Source organism: Halorubrum sp. GN12_10-3_MGM (genome assembly GCF_005435235.1).
GTDB lineage: Archaea > Halobacteriota > Halobacteria > Halobacteriales > Haloferacaceae > Halorubrum > Halorubrum ezzemoulense.
Genome location: NZ_SGUB01000005.1, coordinates 96,236 through 113,507, shown reverse-complemented (window position 1 = coordinate 113,507; position 17,272 = coordinate 96,236). Strand labels below are relative to the sequence as shown.

22 protein-coding genes are annotated in these 17,272 nt (G+C 71.4%); 10 read left to right on the top strand and 12 right to left on the bottom strand.

The features are described 5' to 3' along the window. The first annotated feature begins 3 nt into the window (after nt 1–3). Nucleotides 4–420 (top strand): hypothetical protein, encoded by a 417-nt coding sequence (locus EXE47_RS05865; RefSeq protein WP_049929803.1) that lies wholly within the window; start codon nt 4–6, stop codon nt 418–420. Between the two features lie 109 nt (nt 421–529). Further along, entirely contained in the window at nt 530–1,183 is a 654-nt protein-coding gene (locus tag EXE47_RS05860; protein WP_089307755.1) for a molybdenum cofactor biosynthesis protein B, read from the top strand. An 11-nt stretch (nt 1,184–1,194) separates the two neighbouring features. Here EXE47_RS05860 and trpG read toward each other — a convergent pair whose 3' ends face one another. From trpG to EXE47_RS05830, 6 genes are all read right to left on the bottom strand, one after another. Then, the gene (trpG, locus tag EXE47_RS05855; protein ID WP_086219379.1) at nt 1,195–1,788 is read right to left on the bottom strand and encodes an anthranilate synthase component II; all 594 of its coding nucleotides are present in this window, start codon (nt 1,786–1,788) and stop codon (nt 1,195–1,197) included. Beyond that, a complete protein-coding gene (gene trpE, locus EXE47_RS05850; RefSeq protein ID WP_137708088.1) occupies nt 1,785–3,476 on the bottom strand; it encodes an anthranilate synthase component I in 1,692 nt (563 codons plus the stop codon). Before trpE ends, trpG begins: the two co-directional genes overlap by 4 nt. Then, the gene (locus EXE47_RS05845) at nt 3,473–4,117 is read right to left on the bottom strand and encodes a phosphoribosylanthranilate isomerase (RefSeq protein WP_086219377.1); all 645 of its coding nucleotides are present in this window, start codon (nt 4,115–4,117) and stop codon (nt 3,473–3,475) included. The genes trpE and EXE47_RS05845 overlap by 4 nt, the downstream gene beginning before the upstream one ends. Further along, nucleotides 4,117–5,190 carry an anthranilate phosphoribosyltransferase gene (gene trpD / locus EXE47_RS05840; RefSeq protein WP_049929811.1) on the bottom strand — a complete coding sequence of 358 codons (1,074 nt, stop codon included), beginning with the start codon at nt 5,188–5,190 and terminating at the stop codon, nt 4,117–4,119. Before trpD ends, EXE47_RS05845 begins: the two co-directional genes overlap by 1 nt. A gap of 151 nt (nt 5,191–5,341) precedes the next feature. Continuing rightward, nucleotides 5,342–6,040 carry a universal stress protein gene (locus EXE47_RS05835; RefSeq protein ID WP_086219376.1) on the bottom strand — a complete coding sequence of 233 codons (699 nt, stop codon included), beginning with the start codon at nt 6,038–6,040 and terminating at the stop codon, nt 5,342–5,344. Nucleotides 6,041–6,198: 158 nt separating this feature from the next. After that, complete coding sequence (locus EXE47_RS05830) at nt 6,199–7,482, bottom strand: tRNA pseudouridine(54/55) synthase Pus10 (protein ID WP_086219375.1); 1,284 nt, start codon at nt 7,480–7,482, stop codon at nt 6,199–6,201. Between the two features lie 121 nt (nt 7,483–7,603). Between EXE47_RS05830 and nth the strand changes: the two genes are divergently transcribed. The 6 genes from nth (at nt 7,604) to EXE47_RS05800 (ending at nt 11,992) form a co-directional block, all read left to right on the top strand. After that, complete coding sequence (gene nth / locus EXE47_RS05825; RefSeq protein ID WP_049929815.1) at nt 7,604–8,287, top strand: endonuclease III; 684 nt, start codon at nt 7,604–7,606, stop codon at nt 8,285–8,287. 151 nt (nt 8,288–8,438) lie between these two features. Continuing rightward, nucleotides 8,439–8,996 (top strand): DoxX family protein, encoded by a 558-nt coding sequence (locus EXE47_RS05820; RefSeq protein WP_049929816.1) that lies wholly within the window; start codon nt 8,439–8,441, stop codon nt 8,994–8,996. Nucleotides 8,997–9,193: 197 nt separating this feature from the next. Continuing rightward, nucleotides 9,194–10,273 carry a glutamate--cysteine ligase gene (locus EXE47_RS05815; protein ID WP_089307757.1) on the top strand — a complete coding sequence of 360 codons (1,080 nt, stop codon included), beginning with the start codon at nt 9,194–9,196 and terminating at the stop codon, nt 10,271–10,273. 88 nt (nt 10,274–10,361) lie between these two features. Next, nucleotides 10,362–10,943, top strand: a complete 582-nt coding sequence (locus tag EXE47_RS05810; RefSeq protein WP_089307758.1) for a winged helix-turn-helix domain-containing protein — start codon at nt 10,362–10,364, stop codon at nt 10,941–10,943. A 90-nt stretch (nt 10,944–11,033) separates the two neighbouring features. Further along, entirely contained in the window at nt 11,034–11,528 is a 495-nt protein-coding gene (locus EXE47_RS05805; protein ID WP_049929820.1) for a phosphopantetheine adenylyltransferase, read from the top strand. Beyond that, nucleotides 11,525–11,992, top strand: a complete 468-nt coding sequence (locus tag EXE47_RS05800; RefSeq protein ID WP_089307759.1) for a hypothetical protein — start codon at nt 11,525–11,527, stop codon at nt 11,990–11,992. Before EXE47_RS05805 ends, EXE47_RS05800 begins: the two co-directional genes overlap by 4 nt. A 36-nt stretch (nt 11,993–12,028) precedes the next feature. On the opposite strand, the gene EXE47_RS05795 is transcribed toward EXE47_RS05800, so the two are convergent. From EXE47_RS05795 to EXE47_RS05775, 5 genes are all read right to left on the bottom strand, one after another. Further along, nucleotides 12,029–13,456 (bottom strand): FAD-dependent oxidoreductase, encoded by a 1,428-nt coding sequence (locus tag EXE47_RS05795; RefSeq protein WP_089307760.1) that lies wholly within the window; start codon nt 13,454–13,456, stop codon nt 12,029–12,031. A gap of 122 nt (nt 13,457–13,578) precedes the next feature. Next, nucleotides 13,579–14,016 carry an RNA-binding protein gene (locus EXE47_RS05790; protein ID WP_089307761.1) on the bottom strand — a complete coding sequence of 146 codons (438 nt, stop codon included), beginning with the start codon at nt 14,014–14,016 and terminating at the stop codon, nt 13,579–13,581. Between the two features lie 21 nt (nt 14,017–14,037). Then, the gene (locus tag EXE47_RS05785) at nt 14,038–14,226 is read right to left on the bottom strand and encodes a hypothetical protein (protein ID WP_006113388.1); all 189 of its coding nucleotides are present in this window, start codon (nt 14,224–14,226) and stop codon (nt 14,038–14,040) included. A 100-nt stretch (nt 14,227–14,326) separates the two neighbouring features. Then, nucleotides 14,327–14,908: a hypothetical protein gene (locus tag EXE47_RS05780; protein WP_176454919.1), complete on the bottom strand. Its 582-nt coding sequence runs from the start codon at nt 14,906–14,908 to the stop codon at nt 14,327–14,329. Between the two features lie 137 nt (nt 14,909–15,045). Then, nucleotides 15,046–15,240 carry a methytransferase partner Trm112 gene (locus EXE47_RS05775; RefSeq protein ID WP_004596226.1) on the bottom strand — a complete coding sequence of 65 codons (195 nt, stop codon included), beginning with the start codon at nt 15,238–15,240 and terminating at the stop codon, nt 15,046–15,048. Between the two features lie 142 nt (nt 15,241–15,382). Between EXE47_RS05775 and EXE47_RS05770 the strand changes: the two genes are divergently transcribed. Together EXE47_RS05770 and EXE47_RS05765 are read left to right on the top strand one after the other, a co-directional pair. After that, nucleotides 15,383–15,667, top strand: coding sequence for a ribonuclease P protein component 4 (locus EXE47_RS05770; protein ID WP_049929827.1), 285 nt, complete (start codon nt 15,383–15,385; stop codon nt 15,665–15,667). 108 nt (nt 15,668–15,775) lie between these two features. After that, a complete protein-coding gene (locus EXE47_RS05765; protein WP_004596230.1) occupies nt 15,776–16,438 on the top strand; it encodes an HAD family hydrolase in 663 nt (220 codons plus the stop codon). Nucleotides 16,439–16,553: 115 nt separating this feature from the next. On the opposite strand, the gene EXE47_RS05760 is transcribed toward EXE47_RS05765, so the two are convergent. Beyond that, the gene (locus tag EXE47_RS05760) at nt 16,554–17,237 is read right to left on the bottom strand and encodes an HAD-IIB family hydrolase (protein WP_086219216.1); all 684 of its coding nucleotides are present in this window, start codon (nt 17,235–17,237) and stop codon (nt 16,554–16,556) included. Between the last annotated feature and the right edge of the window lie 35 nt (nt 17,238–17,272).

Sequence of the window (17,272 nt, the reverse complement as noted above, 5' to 3'; positions counted from 1 at the left end):
CGCATGGACAGCGGCGGATCCACAGACATGACGCTGGCGTTCGAGCTGAAGGCGCTGAAAGCGCTCGCGGACCCCAACGCGGTGTTCAACAACGCCCGACAGTGGACGGAGTACGTCGGCGTCGTCAGCGAGAAGCCGACCTACGTCGTCACGAACTTCACGCGGAAACACCGCGTGCGACAGGACTTCTTCTCCGGGCCGCGCGGCGTCGAGGAGAGCTTAGAGAACATCAGCGGCCAGTTCGACACGGACCGCCACGTCTTCGTCGGGATCGACGACGAGGACGAGGCGGTCGCCGAGGCGACCGACTGGGAGTTCCTTCACGTCGAGGACGCTGCCGAGGCTGCGGAGTGGACGCTCGCGACCGAGGACGAGACCGACGAGGCGCCGGAAGAGCAGGCCCGAGACGACTGGCCCTGAGCGGCGACGGGTCTCCGAGCGGACTCCGGCCCTCCGGCGGTCGCCCGGAACGGCCATGCGCGGCTCGCCGACCGGGAGATGTTTTCACGCGGGCGCCGAACGTCGGTCCATGAGCGACCACGACGACCACGGCCACAGCCACGACGACCGAGAGGATCACGGTCACGGTCATGACCACGACCACGGCCGCGACCACCATCACCACCACGACGCCGAGTCGGTCGCGGTCGCGGTCGTCACCGTGTCCTCCTCGCGGTCAGCGGACGAGGACCCGGCGGGCGACTACGTCGCGGCCGCGTTCGAGGAGGCGGGCCACGAGGTGGCTGTCCGCGAGCTGATCCCCGACGACTACGACAGCGTCCAAGGCACCGTCGACCGCCTCGCCCGCCGGAAGGACACCGACGCGGTGGTGACCACCGGCGGGACGGGCGTCACGCCGGACGACGTCACGCCGGAGGCCGTGCGAGGGCTGTTCGCGAAGCGGCTCCCCGGGTTCGGCGAGCTGTTCCGCCGGCTCTCTCACGAGGTGGTCGGCACGCGGACGATCGGGTCGCGCGCGACTGCCGGGGTCGTCTCCGCCACGCCGGTGTTCTGTCTGCCGGGCTCGGAGAACGCGGTTCAGCTCGGCGTCGACGAGATCATACTCGCCGAGGTCGGCCACCTCGTCGGCCTCGCCGGGCGGGGCCTCAACGAGGAAGGTGACGAGAAAGACGCCGACGGGCAAGCCGACGGCGACGAAGATTCGCCGAGCGACGGGGCCTGACGCCCGGACCCTCAGACCGAAGTGAGGAAGTTCCGGACGAGGTCGTGGCCCGACCCGGTCAACACGCTCTCCGGGTGGAACTGGACCGCCTCGATCGGGTGTTCGCGGTGACGGATCCCCATCACGATCGACTCGCCGTCGTGGTCCGTGGTGGCCGTCACCGCGAACGCGTCGGTGACCTCGGTCGCCGCGAGCGAGTGGTAGCGGCCGCCCCGGAACCCCTGGTCGAGCCCGCGGAACACGCCCTCGCCGTCGTGGTCGACGGGGAACGCCTTGCCGTGAACCGGTTCCGGCGCGTGCCCGACGGTCCCGCCGTACTCGTACACGGCGGCCTCCAGACCGAGGCACACGCCCAGCGTCGGCACCGTCGGCGAGAGGTCGCGCAACACCGGCATCGTCACGCCCACGTCGCGGTCGTTCTTCGGGTGGCCCGGCCCGGGACTGATGATCACCGCGTCCGGATCCGCGGCCTCGACCTCGGCGAGCGACGCGGTGTTCTTGAACACCTCGACGCCGACCGGCTCGCCGTCGATCGTCTGGTCGGAGACGTACTCGACGAGGTTGTAGGTGAACGAGTCGAAGTTGTCGACGACGACGACCTTCATCGCTCCGCCTCCGAGCCGGTGGCGATCGGGTCGGCGTCGCCGGGCTCCCGGTCGGCGTTGCCGCCCTCGTCGGCTGCGTCCTCGCGGATCCGGTCGATCGCGGTCAACACGCCGTCCATTTTCTGTTCTGTCTCCTCGTACTCCGCGGCCGGGTCGGAGTCGGCGACGAGCCCCGCGCCCGCGCGGACGCCCACGACCGACTCGTCGCCCGACTCGTCGAGCGTCGCGGTCCGGATCACGATCGCGAAGTCGGCGTCGCCGGTCCACGAGTAGTAGCCGACGCCGCCGCCGTACGCCTCCCGCGGCGTCGTTTCGAGGTCGTCGATGATCTCCATCGCGCGCACCTTCGGCGCGCCGGTGAGCGTCCCCGCGGGGAACGTCGCGCGCGTCGCGTCGAAGGCGTCCGCGTCGGCCGCGAGCGTCCCGGTCACGGTCGACTCGATGTGTTGGACGTGACTGTACTTCAGCACGTTCATGAACTCCTCGACCCGGACGGAGCCGGGCTCCGAGACGCGCCGCACGTCGTTGCGCGCGAGGTCGACGAGCATCGTGTGCTCGGCGCGCTCCTTCCCGTCGGCGAGCATCTCGCCCGCGAGCCGGCGGTCCTCGACCGGGCTGGTCCCGCGCGGACAGGTCCCCGCGATCGGGTTCGAGACGACGCGGTCGCCCCGGACGGAGACGAGCGTCTCGGGGCTCGCGCCGACGACGCTCCGGTCGTCGTGGCGCAGCACGTACATGTACGGCGAGGGGTTCACGTCGCGCAGCGCCGCGTACAGGCCGAGCGAGTCCACCTCGCCGCGGAGCTCGCGGCTGCGCGAGATCACGCCCTGGTAGATGTCGCCGTCGAGGACGTGTCGCTTGGCCGTGCGGACGGCCTCCTCGTACTCCCCGCGGGGGTCCGCGGACTCCTCGCGGACGCGCACGCCGTCGGGGTCTGGCGGGGCGGCCTCTCGCAGTTCGGCGGCGACGCGCTCGGCCTCCGCGAGGAGGTCGTCGTACACCGCGGCCGGGTCGTCGTCGACGCCGATCACCGGGGTGAACACGAGTTCGGCGCCGCCCTCCCGCTCGTCGAACACGACGGTCCGGGTCGTGAGGGCGAACTCCGCGTCCGGGAACTCGGTCTCGGGGCGGTCGACACCGACCTCCTCTAACCAGAGGTCGTAGACCGCCTCGTACGCGAGGAAGCCGACGAACCCGCCCGAGAGGATCTGGCGGTCGGTGTCGGGGAAGCCGCGCAGGGCCACGTCGGGGAACGCGGCGCGGACGCGGTCGACCGCGTCGCCTTCGTCCGGGCCGAGGCCGGGCGCGGTCGTCGCGGCCCCCGCGTCGCCGTCGAGCCCGTCGCCGAGGAACTCGGCCGCCGGGCCGAGCTCGGTCACCTCCGTGCGATCCGGGTGGACGGAGACGACCGCCTCCGGGTCGTAGCCGACGAACGAGTAGCGGGCGTGCCGGTCCGCCTTCCCGCCGTTCGTGAACGCGCCGTCAGGGTCGCTGGAGGCGACCTTCTCGCCGGACTCCAGGAGGAACCCGTACGGCCCCTCGCCGACGAGGGTCGCGTACGCGCCGAGCGGGGTCACGTCGGCGTCGAGCGACGCGGACGCGCGGACGACGACCGGCTTCTCGGCATCGGCGGCCAGATCGACGAACTCGGCCTTCGGGCGGTCGAGCGAGGGGGCCGCGTCGCTCATGCCAGCTCCATCTCCCGGCCCGCGTTGGCGACGAAGCGGGCCACCGCGTTGTGGTCCTTCCGGCCGCCCTCGATCTCGACGCCCGACGCCACGTCGACCGCGAACGGGTCGGCGACGCGGACCGCCTCGGCGACGGTGTCTGCCGTGAGCCCGCCAGCGAGCACGACGGGCGTGGTGAGTCGCTCGGCGAGCTCGCCGGTCGCGCGCCAGTCGTGCGTCTCGCCGGTGCCGCCCGCGCCCGAGTCGTCCGTGGAGTCGACGACGAAGGCGTCGACCGCGCCGTCGAACTCCTCGGCGCGGGCCGGGTCGTCGGCGTCGACCGTGAGCAGCACCTTGCGCTCCGTCTCCGCGCGGATGTAGCGGAGCTCGTCGACGGTCCACTCACCGTGGAGCTGGATCGCGTCGGGCGCGGTCGTGCGGGCGAGCTCGACCGCGCGCTCGGCGGACTCGGGCATCGTCACGAGCGTCGCGGTGACGAACGCGGGCACGTCCGCGAGCAGCTCTGCCGCCTCGGCGGGGTCGACCTCGCGCGGCGAGTCGACCGGCACCTCCGTGATCACGCCCACCGCGTCGGCCCCCGCGTCGACCGCGGCGCGGAGGTCGGCCTCGCGCGTGATCCCGCAGATCTTCACCCGCGCCATCAGTCGTCGTCCTCCGCGGTCGTCGCGCCGTCCGCCGCTCCGCTCGTCCCCGCGTCAGCCGGGGGCGCCTCGTCGCCGTCGCAGAGGGCCGCGAACTTCTCGGCGGCCGCGCCGGAGTCGATCGCCTCCGCGGCGCGCTCGACGCCCGCGGCGAGGGTCTCGGCCTCGCCAGCGACGTAGACGGCTGCGCCCGCGTTCGCGAGGATCAGGTCGCGCTTCGGACCGGTGACCGAGCCGTCGACGATCCCGCGCAGGTCCGCGGCGTTCTCCGCGGGCGTCCCGCCGGCGACCGCCTCGATCGGGGCGCGGTCGAGCCCGAGGTCGGCGGGCTCGATCGTGAACTCCGTCACGTCCTCGCCGTCGACCTCGGCCGCGACCGTCTCGGAATGGATTCCGATCTCATCCATGCCCGCGCCGTGGACGACGAGCGCGCGCTCGACGGGCATGTGCGCCAGCGACCGCGCGATGACGGGGACGAGGTCGGGGTCGTACACGCCGAGCACCTGCGCGTCGGCGCCGGCGGGATTGGTGAGCGGGCCGAGGACGTTGAAGATCGTCCGCATCCCCAGTTCCTTGCGCGGACCGATGACGGCCTTCATCGCCGGGTGGAAGACGGGCGCGAGCATGAAGCCGATCCCGTCGTCCTCGATCGCCGCCTCGACGGCTGGCGGCTCCGCCTCGACGTCGGCCCCCGCGACCTCCAGCACGTCCGCGCTGCCCGAGGAGGAGGAGACCGAGTAGTTGCCGTGCTTGGCGATCGGGACGCCCGCGCCCGCGGCGACGACGGCGGCGGTCGTCGACACGTTGATCGTGTCGTGGTCGTCGCCGCCGGTGCCGCAGGTGTCGACGAGCGGCTCGCGGTCGGGCTCGATCGTGCGCGCCGCGTCGCGCATCCCCTGCGCGAACCCGGCGATCTCGGCCTCGGTCTCGCCCTTCGCCCGGAGCGCGGCGAGCAGCGCCCCGATCTGGGCCTCCGTCGCCTCCTCGAAGACGAGCCGCGCGGCCTCGCGCGCCTCCTCTACGGTCAGATCCTCCCCGTCCGTCACGCGCTCGACCGTGTCGTTGAGATTCATTGTGTCCACCGATGTAGTATTCCGCGTTATGATGTACAAGTATGTACACTGTTTTAACGCTGTCGCCGAGACGTGAGACGGTAACACGCAGTCAACGGGGCCGAGAACGGCGAAAACGGGCCTTTGTCGTAGCAACGACGGCGGTCGGCGCCTACTCCGCGTCGAGGGCGGTCGACCCGTCGGCCTCGACGACGACGACGGGGACCTCGGCGTCGCCGACGACCGTGTCGGTCGTGGAGCCGAACACGAACCGGCCGACGGTACCCGTCGTCGGCGCGCCCACGACGACCAGGTCGTAGTACGCGGACTGCTCGACGACCGCGCCCGCCGCGGTCCGGTCCTCGACGAGCCACCGGTCGGCGCGGTCGAACCCGGTGAGCCGGTCCTCGGCCGCGTCGAGGAGTCGTTCCCCCGCCGCGGCGTAGTCGGGGTCGGCCGCGCCGGCGGGGGCGACGGTCCCGGAGGCGTCGTCGTCGGGTGCCGCGTCGGCGAGCGCCGCGTCGGAGGGCACGACGTGGAACAGTTCGAGCCACGCGTCCGTGGCGTCCGCGATCTCCCGGGCGACGTCAACGGTGGCTCCGGAGTGCGGCCCGGGCCCGACGGCGACGAGGACCGAAGAGACCCGGTCGGGTCGCTCCGCGCGGTCGGCACCGTTCAGCGATACGTCGGCGGCGGTCGGAACCGCCCCCGCGTCGTCGACGGCGGGGCGGATCACGGGGTCGCCCACCGCGGGCGAGCCCGCGCGACCGGCGTCGCCGGCCGCGGTCGAACCGTTCGACTCGCCGCCGGGGGCGCCGTTTCGGGTGCCACCCTCTCGGGCGTTTCCGCCGTCGGCGTCGCTCCCGTTCATATTCGAACGTCTGACGCTCGTCAGATAAATCCCGTTGATTCCGCGTCCGCGGCCGGCTCGGTACGGTGCGTCGGGGCCCCCGACCGGAGCGGGCGGCGCCGGATCGGATCGACCGGACCGGACGAGATGCGACGGCATCGGCCGGGCCTCGGAGCGCGCTACTCCCGGAAGAACTCGTCGCGCTCGAACGGCTCGTCTTCGCCCTCCACCGCGAGGACGTCGAGCGCGGTCACCTCGGCGCCGACGCCGAGCAGGCCCGCGAGGCTCGGCTCGGTCCGGCCCTCGTCGCCGGAGATCAGCTCCTTGATGTAGAGGCCCCCCTCGCCGCGGATCTCGACGGTCGCGTGACGCGCGTCGTCGAGGTCGGCCGTCGCTTCGTACACGTCGCGCTCGCGCGTGATGCTCGCGCGGCGGTGGTCGACCCGGTTCGGCGTGTACTGCTCGACGGTCGCCCCCTCCAGCGTGGCGACCGCGTCCGCGAGGGCGTCGGCGTCCACGTCGGCGTCGAACGTCACCGCGGCGCGGTACCGCTTCGCGGCGTCGTGCTCCTTGACGCGCTCGACCATCTCGTAGGTCGCGAGGCGGAGCCCCTCCACCTCGACCGCGCCGTCGGCGAAGGCGTTGATGTCCGACTGGAGGCGGTCGGTGTCGACCCGGCGACGGCGCGGCTCCTCCACTTCGACCACGAACGGGCGGCCGGTGCCGAGCATGAGCGCGTCGACGTCCTCGCGGCCCGCACCGTGGAACGTCGCCTCCGTCCCGTCCATCACGTCCTCGACGACCGGCGCGGTGTACTCTTCGACGCTGTCGTCGTACAGGTAGCCGGAGCCGCCGCAGTGGTCGCAGGGGTCGGCCCCTTGCCGCCCGGAGCCCTTACACTCGCGACAGGGCCACTCGGTCTGGGGGATGTCCCGCTCCAGTTTCCTGTAGCGGCCGTAGACGAACGTGGAGTTCACCTTCGCGTCGATCTCGTCTTCGGCCAAGTCGATCGTGAACTGGACGTCGGGGCGGTCGAAGGAGACCTCGACGCCCGTGAGCCGCCCGAACCGCTTGCCGACCTCGCGGTTGAACTCCGACTTGAACGGCTCGCCCGCGTCCTCGTCGAGGCCGGCGTCGGCGCGGAGCAGCGCCTCGTTCTCCTCGATCAGCGGTGGCGGGCGCGTGCCGACGTTGTAGGTGGCGAACTCGACGCCCTCGACCGCCTCGGCGGCGCGGTCGGCCCAGTCGTCGAACGCGGCGCAGCGACCCTCGCACACCCAGCAGTCCGCGGTGTCGACCGCTTCGTGGTCCTCGTCGTCGCGCAACGCCAGCGACACGCGGAGCGCCGAGCCCCGGTCGGCGTTCGACAACCCGAAGCTCCGGTCGGCGACGAGCCGGCCGAGGCAGGCGTCGCACACCGGCCCGGTCTCTGTCGCGCGGGCCGCGACGTCGAGTACGTCCATACGCTCACCAGCGCGCCGCGTGGTAACTGTCTTACTACTCGGCGGGGCGGGCGGCGTGCCGATCCGTCGCGGCGGGGCGCACAGTCGGATCGTTCAATGTCGCCCGGACGGAGGGATTCGTATGGGAACGCCACTCGATCCGCGTGAGGAGCAGGTCGCCGAGGTCCTCGACCGGCTGTACGAGGAGTACCCTGACTCGACAATCTCGCTCAACTACTCGAATCGGCTGGAGCTGCTCATCGCGGTGATCCTCTCCGCGCAGTGTACGGACGAGCGCGTGAACAAGGTGTGCGCAGACCTGTTCGAGACGTACGAGACGCCCGAGGAGTACGCGAACGCGCCCCAAGAGGAGATGGCCGAGGCGATCAACTCGATCACCTACTACAACAACAAGGCGAAGTACATCCGCTCCGCGTGCGCGGACATCGCGGAGGAGCACGACGGCGAAGTGCCGGACACGATGTCCGAGCTGACGGACCTCGCGGGCGTGGGTCGCAAGACCGCGAACGTCGTCCTCCAGCACGGCCACGACGTGGTCGAGGGTATCGTCGTCGACACCCACGTCCAGCGGCTCACGCGGCGGCTGGGGGTCACCGAGGAGGAACGGCCAGAGGCGATCGAACAGGACCTGCTGGACGTCGTCCCCGAGAGCGACTGGCAGCAGTTCACTCACCTCATGATCGACCACGGGCGCGCGACCTGTACCGCGATCAACCCCGACTGCGCCGACTGCGTGCTCGCCGACATCTGTCCCTCAGAGAAGGGGGACGCCGAGGTCGACCTCGCCAGCGGCGAGGCGTGGTGAGCCCGGAGAAGCGGTCCGATCCGATGAAGTTCGGGAATTGTATTTAAAGACCCGACAGATAGGGGGCCAGGTCGAATTCGTCTCGGCGAAGGGGAACCCGCTTTCCGGTTTATATACTCGTCCGGCGTATTCGCAAGTGAGGAGAGACACAATGTCCACGAAGACCACAAACGAGTTCGGCGGCGAGTTCGGCGGAATCACGTTACTGGGGAAGGCGCACTCGCTGTCGGCGCTGTTCATCGTCCTGCTGCGGGCGACCATCGGCGGGATGATCCTGTTCGCGGGCCTCGGAAAGGTCTCGGAGTGGCCGTTCGACGCCAGCGGTTACCTCGTCCACGCGCCCGACGCGGCGAGCCCGGTCAGCGGCCTGTACGCCGCGATGGGGTCGACGCCGTGGTTCGTCGAGTTCGCGAACGTGTTCGTGCCCGCGACGCAGCTGCTGATCGGCACGGCGCTGATCCTCGGCGCGTTCGTCCGCCTGGCCGCGCTGGGCGGGGCGATACAGATGACGCTGTTCTACCTCGGCGGGTGGAGCGGCGACTTCCTCGCCCTGTTCGACTCGACGCTGGTGTACGCGATGGTGTTCCTCACCGTGGCCGCGTTCGGCGCGGGCCGTGTCCTCGGCCTCGACGCCTACATCGAGCAGATTCAGGTCGGCGGGCAGGCGCTCGTCGAGAAGGTCCCGGCGCTCCGGTACGTCCTCGGCTGAACGGGACGCGGGACCGAGCGTCGCAGCCCCCGGCGCGCGAACGCGCGCCGCCGACTCGTTTTCGACGCGCGGAGTGCGGTTCGGCCGATTCGATCTTCCCACTCGATTCACCTGCCCGAGCGCTCGTCGGAGAGCGACGGCGCCGCGCCTTCCGCCTTCCAATCCTTATAAGAGCGAGCGACCGGTACGGAGCGGTAATGGAACTCGGTTCGCGGGACGCGTTCTCCCGGATGGGGACGCTCGGCATCGAGGAGGAGTTCTACATCGTCGATGCCGAGGGCCGCCCGACGTCCGGGACCGACGACCTCGTGTACGGTCGCGACCCGCCCGCGGCGGTGCCGGAGGGGTTCGACCACGAGCTGTTCGAGTGTACGATAGAGGCCCAGACCGAAACGATCGAGGAGGGTGACGACCCCGCCGAGGCGCTCGCGACGGTCCGCGAGGCGCTCGTCGACCACGCCGCCGCCGACGGCTACCGGATCGCGGCCGCGGGGCTCCACCCGACAGCGAAGTGGCGCGAGCTCGACCACGTCCAGAAGCCGCGGTATCAGGCGCAGCTGGACCGCATCCAGTATCCCCAGCACCGCAACGTGACCGCGGGGCTCCACGTCCACGTCGGCGTCGACGACGCGGACAAGGCGGTCTGGGTCGCGAACCGGCTACGGTGGCACTGCCCGGTGCTGCTCGCGCTGTCGGCCAACTCCCCGTTCTGGAACGGGTTCGACACCGGGCTCGCCTCGGCCCGCGCCAAGGTGTTCGAGAACCTCCCGAACACCGGGATCCCCTCCGCCTTCGAGGACTTCGACGCCTTCCAGCGGTACGAGCGCCGGATGGTCGAGACGGAGTCCATCGCGGACCGCGGCGAGCTGTGGTTCGACGTGCGCCCCCACACCGGGCACGGGACCGTGGAGGTCCGCGCGCCCGATGTACAACGCGACCCGGCGATCACCCTCGCGCTCGCGGAGTACGTCCGTGCGCTGGTCGTCGACTACGCCGAGCGGTACGAGGACGGTGAGTCGCCCCGCTCCCTGCGCCGCGAACTCCTCGACGAGAACAAGTGGCGCGCGATCCGTCACGGCCACGACGCCGCGTTCGTCGACCGCGACGGCGAGGAAACGACCGCGCTCGGCGAGGTCGTCGACGCCGAGTGCGACCGGCTCGGGATTTCGGGGATCCGCGAGGTGTACGAGGCGGAGAGCGGCGCCACGCGCCAGCGCCGGATCCGCGAGGAGTCGGGCGTGGACGCGCTGTGTTCGGACCTCCTCGTGAGACCCTGACGGCGCTCAGGACGATCGGCGTCGAAGCGTTTCGTCGGAACGAAAGCGACGAGAAACCCTTTTGCCCGCGTGGCCCCCTGTTTCGGATATGACCACGGACGACACAGCCGCCGAGCCGGTCGACGACCCGGAGGAGTCGCCGACGGACCGGACGCGGGAGGAGCTTCGGAAGACGAAAGAGCGGCTCAGCGAGGGCGCCGACCAGGCGGTGAAGGGGTTCGACGACAACGTCGTCGACCTGCTCGCGTGGCTGCTCGACACCGAGACCCGGGCGCGCATCTACGTCTACCTGCGCGATAACCCCCACAGCACGAGCGACGAGGTCGCGGACGGGACCGGCCTCTACCCCAGCACCGTCCGCGAGGCGCTCGCCGAACTCCACGACGAGGGGACCGTCGAGCGCGGCAAGCGGAAGGCGGAGGGGGCGGGCAACAACCCCTACGAGTACGAGGCCATCGCGCCGAGCGAGCTGGTCCGCGGCGTCGTCGGCGACGTTCAGGCGGAGCTGAACGCCGTCTTCAATCTCGACCGGCGGCTCGGCGGCGAGTCGCCCGACGGCGACACCGAACCCGTCCAGATATCCGTCGACGACGAGGGCGGCGACGCCAGCGTGAGCGAAGCCGACGACGGCGCGGAGGGCGACGGAACGGACGACGAGACGGAGAACTGAGCCGGTCGACGACTCGGCCCCGCCGCCCGACTTCACCGGGCCGGGACGCGGTTCGGGACGTTTTAAGTTTGACCCACGCAACGGAGAGGCATGAACGTCGCGCTGGGAGGTACGTTCGACCCCGTTCACGACGGCCACCGCAAGCTGTTCGAGCGGGCGTTCGAGCTGGGTGACGTCACCGTCGGTCTCACCTCCGACGAGCTGGCGCCGGAGACCCGCCACGTCGACCGGTACGTCCGCCCGTTCGACCGGCGCGAGCGCGACCTCGAAGCGGAGTTGGCGCCGCTGGCCGAGTCGCACGGGCGCGACTACGAGGTCCGTGAGCTGACGGAGCCGACCGGCATCGCGGTCGAGCCGGAGTTCGACGCGCTAATCGTCTCCCCGGAGACGAAGGCGGGCGGCGAGCGGATCAACGAGATCCGTCGCGAGCGCGGGCGCGATCCCCTCGACTTGGTCGTCGTCGACCACGTCGCGGCCGAGGACGGCGAGCGCATCTCCTCGACGCGGATCGTCGCGGGCGAGATAGACGAACACGGCAACCTCACCCCGGACCGCGAGGGGCGGGGGGCGACGCGACCGGAATGACCGACGCGAACGCGACCGAGGGCGACGCGGGCGGGGCCGATGGTGCCGCTTCCGGTCGCGCGGCGCTCCGGCGGATCGCGCTCGGCGAGACGGGCTTCGAGCGAGCGACGGTGTGGAGCGCGGTCGGGCTCGCGCTGTCGTACGTCGCCTTCGACGCGACGGCGGCGGTCGGCGTCGGCGCCCCGGCGACCACCGGCGTCCTCGCCGCGGTGGCGGCGGTCGGCGCGGTCGCGTTCGCCGCGACCGGAGCCGGCGCCCTCCCGACGGCCCTCCTCGCGTACGGGCCCTTCGCAGGGACCCTGCTGCGGGGGCTCGGACCGACGCCGTACGCGGTCCCGGGCGGCCTCGGCGGCCCGCCCCTCTCGGCGGTCACCGCGCCGCTCGCGCTCGCCGCCGCCGCTGCGGTCGCGGTCGGCTTCGCGGCGGCGGTGGTCGGGTTCCTCGTCGGTCGGATACGGGAGTGAGCGACTTCGTCCGGGCCGCACCGCCGTCGCCGCCGTTCAGTCCTCGATTTTTCCGTTCAACACCTTCGCGGCGACCAGTATCGGGTCCCACACCGGACTGAACGGCGGCGCGTACGCGAGGTCGAGGCGCTCTACCTCGGGAACGGTCATGTCCGCCTCGATCGCGGTCGCGAGCGTGTCGATCCGGATCGCCGCGCGGTCGGTGCCGACGACGCTCCCGCCGAGGAGTCGCCTCGTGTCGCGGTCGGCGACGAGCGTCACGTCGGTCTCGGCCGCACCGGGGTAGTAGCCGGAGCGCGACCCCGCGGTCACCGTCTCGCTGACCGGGTCGAACCCGGCCGCCTCGGCCGCCTCGGGGTCGAGGATCCCGACCCGGGCCCCCTCGGTGTCGAACGCCTTCACCGCCGCCGTGCCCGCGATGTCCCCGACCGGCGCGGGATCCCCCGCGACCGTCGCACCGATCGCGCGACCGGCGCGGTTCGCGGTGAGTCCGAGGGGCATCCAGTCGGGCTCGCCCGTCACCGCGTGGCGCGCGGTCGCGCAGTCGCCCGCCGCGTACACGTCCGGGAGGCTAGTCCGGCCGTGGTCGTCTACCCGGACCGCGCCGCCCGGTCCGAGGTCGACCCCGGTGCCGTCGAGCAGTTCGGTGTTCGGTCGAATCCCGACCCCGACGACGGCCATGTCGACCGGAACGCGGTCGCCGCCGACGTCGATCGCCTCGATCCGCTCGTCGCCGACGAGCGCCTCGACCGGGGCGTCGGTGCGAACGCTGACGCCCTCGGCCTCGAGCGCGGTTTCGACGCGGTTCCCGACCGCCTCGCCGAACGGCGAGAGGAGGTGCCCGGACCGGTGGAAGACGCGGACGTCGACCCCGCGCTCCGAGAGCGCCTCGGCGACCTCGACGCCGACGTACCCGCCGCCGACGACCGCGGCGGTCTCGGGGGCCGGCATCGCCGCGTTGCGCTCGACGCGGTCGCGGTCGACCGCGCTCACGTCGACGCGGTCCGAGTCGTAGTCGTCGGGGTCCGCGACGTACGCGTCGATGGCGGCCGCCGCGTCCATGTCGTGAAGCGTGAACGCGCCGTCGAGGCCGCGCACGTCGAAGGGGCCGGAGTCGGCGCGCGCGCCGGTGGCGACGAGGAGGTCGCCGTACGCCTGCTCGACTCGATCACCGTCGGCCGTCTCGACCGTGACGCGCTTCGCGTCGGGGTCGACGGCGACCACCTCCCGGCCGCGTCGGAGGTCGATCCCCCGCTCGTCGACCTCGCTCGGCGACAGCGACAGGAGGTCCGACATGCGGTCGACGTAGCGGGCGATGAAGTACGGCATCCCGCAGTAGGCGTACGAGATCCAGCGACCCTTCTCGAAGACGACGACCTCTCGGTCGGGCGCCTCGCGACGGAACTTGCTGGCCGCGCTCAATCCAGCCGCGTCGGCGCCGACGACCACGAACGGATCGGTCATGACGTGACATCGACGGGACGGGTGAAAAAGTCACGCCGCGGGTGCGGCCGGGGCACGCGACCGGGAGAGCGCGGCTCGATCGCGCGGCCGTCGTCGATCAGTTGTCGCCGAGCAGTAGTCTGTCAGTCGTCGTCGGCCAGCCGCGAGAGCGTCTCGCGGGCGTTCGCGACTGCCTTCTCCTTCTTCGCCGGGTACGCCTCGACCTTCGTGCGGACGGTGAGACCCGGGCCGAGGCGGACCTCGTCGCGGAACGCCGCCTGTTTGTCGAGGCGGAGGAACAGCGCGCAGTTGTCGTCGACCCGCTCGTCAAGCTCGTCGAGGACGCGGTCGAGGTCCTCCAGCTCTGCGAGCCGGTCTAACACGTGTCGCATCTCGTCGGCCCGCTCGACCCGCGCCGAGAGCACGACGATGCGGTCCCCGTGGTGCCCCACGTTCTCGACGCGGTCGAGTTCGACCTCGTCGGAGAGGAGGGAGTACAGCGCCTGCTCGACCCGTTTGACGTCTTCGGTGGCGTACGAGAACGCGCGGAGGTCGACGTAGTGGAAGGGGACTTTCGGCATGCGGGACGGGTGGGGGCGGCGTTACTCCTCGCTCTCGACGGCGTCGAGCGCGTCCTCGGGGACGCCCGTCTCCTGGCCGTCCTCGAAGCTGACCGTGTACGTCGCGTCGCCGAACATGGTCTCCATCACCTGCGTGATCGTGCCCGACTCGCCGTCGTACTCGCTGTGTTTGTCGTGGAGCACGACTTCGTCTTCCTTCTCGAAGCTCATGGCGTTTCGTTCCGCCGGGACGGTTAAAAGCGCGCGGATCCCGACTGAGAGGACGCGGACCGCGCGCGGGGGAACGGGCGGGACGGCGACCCGCGTCGCCTCACGTCACCGCGAGCAGCACCGCGCCGAACGCGGTCATCAGCGCGACCCCCACCGCGAGCCAGACGACGGCGCTGTCGGCGGCGAGCGCGACTCCCACCGCGGCGACGACCGCGATCAGCCCGAACGCCGCGCCCGCGACCCCGCCGCGCCGAACGAGTCGGTCGAGCGCGTTCACCGCGCGCTGCCCGGGCGGCACCTCCGGGGTCTGCTCCGGGGGGGCGGAGAGCGTCTCGTCGACGGCGACGGGCTCGCTCGGGGAGTCGGGCGACGGATCGACCCGCACGTCGACGTAGCGCGTGTTCGACCCGTAGCCGGTGACGATCTTCAGCTTGCCGCGGACCCGCTCGTCGACGTCGGCGGTCGACACGTGGACGTGACGGGTGGCCTCGTCGGCGACGAAGTGGTTCCCCTCGTCGAGCGTCGCCACCCGGTCCAGCTCGTCGTCGAAGTGAAGGTGGACGTGCGTCGAGCGGCCGCTGTTCTCGAGCACGACCGGGAACGGCCCGTCGGTGACGAACGAGTCCGGCGCGTCGATGTCGTGGACCGCCTCCCCGTTCAGTTCGACGTCGAGTGTCGGCACGGGTGGAACCACGACCCCGCACTAAAAAAAGATTCACACGAGCGAGGAGTTCGGGCGGCGGCGTCGACCGCCGGAGGCCGTCGCCGCGGTCGGCGCCTCGGGGCGGATCCGCTCCCGCCGCTCCGGAGCGGAACCCCCTACGCAGCCGCCTCCTCGCGCATGTCCGGCGGGAGGAGGTTCGGGATCCCGTCTTCGATGGGGTACGTCTCGCCGCACTCCGTACAGGTGAGCGTCCCGGCGAGGACCTCCTCGTCGTCCGCGTCGTCGACGTCGAGTTCGAGAGTCGCCTTGTCGAGCGGACAGCAGATCACGTCCATCAGGGATTCTTTCATATCACTCGGTTGGGTCGGACCGATAAAAAAGCGTGCGGGTCCCGGCCGGCGCCCCGCGTCCGGAGCGTCGGCACGGTCCGGGCGGCCGCCCCGCCCGACCCGGATAACAACCTCTTTGGCGCCGCGCGCCGCCCTCGGTGACATGGGCATCCCGGCGGAGCGGATCGAGCGGCTGTTCGCGCTCGCTCGCGAGGCCGTCGTCGACGACGAGTACGATCGCGCCCGCGAGTACGTCGCCCGCGCCCGCCGGATCGCCGAGCGCAACCGCTGCGGCGTTCCCGCCGAGCTCTCACGGCGCGCCTGCGACGACTGCGCCGTCTACCTCCGCCCCGGCAAGACGAGCCGCGTCCGGACGCGACCCGGGCGCGTGGTCGTCCGGTGTACGGAATGCGGGTCGACGGCGCGGTACCCGTACGGTGAGGAGTGATCGCAGCGGTCGCTGGCCGACGACGCCACCCTCTCGACGCGGCCGCCGTGTGGCCGGTCGAACCGGGACACCGAAACGACTAATCCGAATTTCGGGAAACACGGAGACGTGACCGGATACGACGCGGTTCTCTTCGACAACGACGGCGTCTTGGTCGAGCCGCCGGCCCACGAGACGGCGGTCGAAGCGACGCGGGAAGCGTTCGAAGCGGTAGGCGTCCGAGACCCGGACCAGGCGCACGTCGACGACGTCGTACGCGGGACGACCGTCGAGAGACTGCGTGAGATGTGCGCGGTCTACGACGTGGACGTGGAGGCGTTCTGGCGAGCCCGAGAGCGGCTCGACGAACGGTCTCAGTTCGAGAAGTTCGAGTCGGGGTCACGGGCGCTCTACGACGACGTTCAGAGCGTCACGAACCTCGATCGACCCCGCGGCGTCGTGAGCAACAACCACCACAGCACGGTCGCGTTCGTGTTGGACTTCTTCGGCCTGCGGCACGCGTTCGACACCTATCACGGCCGAGAGAAGAGTGTCGAGAGCCTGGACCTGAAGAAGCCGAACACGCACTATCTCGACCGGGCGCTCGCGGAGCTCGGCGCCGAGTCGGCGCTCTACGTCGGCGACAGCGAGAGCGACGTGAGAGCGGCCCACCGGGCCGGGCTGGACTCGGCGTTCGTCCGACGGCCACATTGCCGGGACACGACCCTCTCCGTCGCGCCCACCCACGAAATCGACTCGCTCCGCGAACTCGCGGCCGTGACGGACGCGTGAGCGGAGACCGACCCCGAGGGCGATGCCCCCGAATCGAACAGATGACCCGTACGCGTCCCCCGGAGTCGCCGGGACGAGCTGAGCAGAGCGGACGCGCTCCGCCGTCGGATACGGACTACTCGGCGCGCTCGCGCAGCCGTTCGAGCACCGAGACCGTCCCGTTCATGTACCCGTCGTCCACCACCTCGTCGGCGGCATTGCGGGCGGCGGCGTCGGCGTTGGCGACCGCGTACGACTCGCCGGCGACGCCGAACGTCGACGCGTCGTTCTCGCTGTCGCCGATCGCGACGAACGCGGCGGGGTCGACGCCGAGCGCCTCGGCGACGACGCGGAGCGCGCGACCCTTGCTGACCCCCACCGATTTCACGTGGTAGGCGTAGCCGGTGTCGACGATCTCCACGTCGTCGCCCGCGGCCGCGGCGACCTCGCGGAGCAGCCCCGCGTCGACGTCGGGTCCGAGCGCGACCTCCGTCTCGCGCCAGCGGTTCACCGTGTCGCCGTCGCCCCAGCCGATCGCTCCGCCGCGCTCGCGGAACGCCTCGACGACGGCCCACGCCGCGTCCGGGTCGCCGACGAGCGTCGTCTCGCCGCCGACGTACGCGACGCCGCCGTTCTCCGCGATCACGGTCTCCTCGCGGCCGAGGAAGTGCGCGAGCGCCACCGGGTACGGGAACGCCTTGCCGGTGGCGAACACGACCGGCGCGTCCCACCCGGGCAACAACTCGAAGACTCGCGGATCGATCCGGCCGCTCGGCGTCGTCAGCGTACCGTCGATGTCGAGCGCGAGGGGCGGAACCATACCATCGGGTCGGCGGCACGGCGACAACTGTCTTC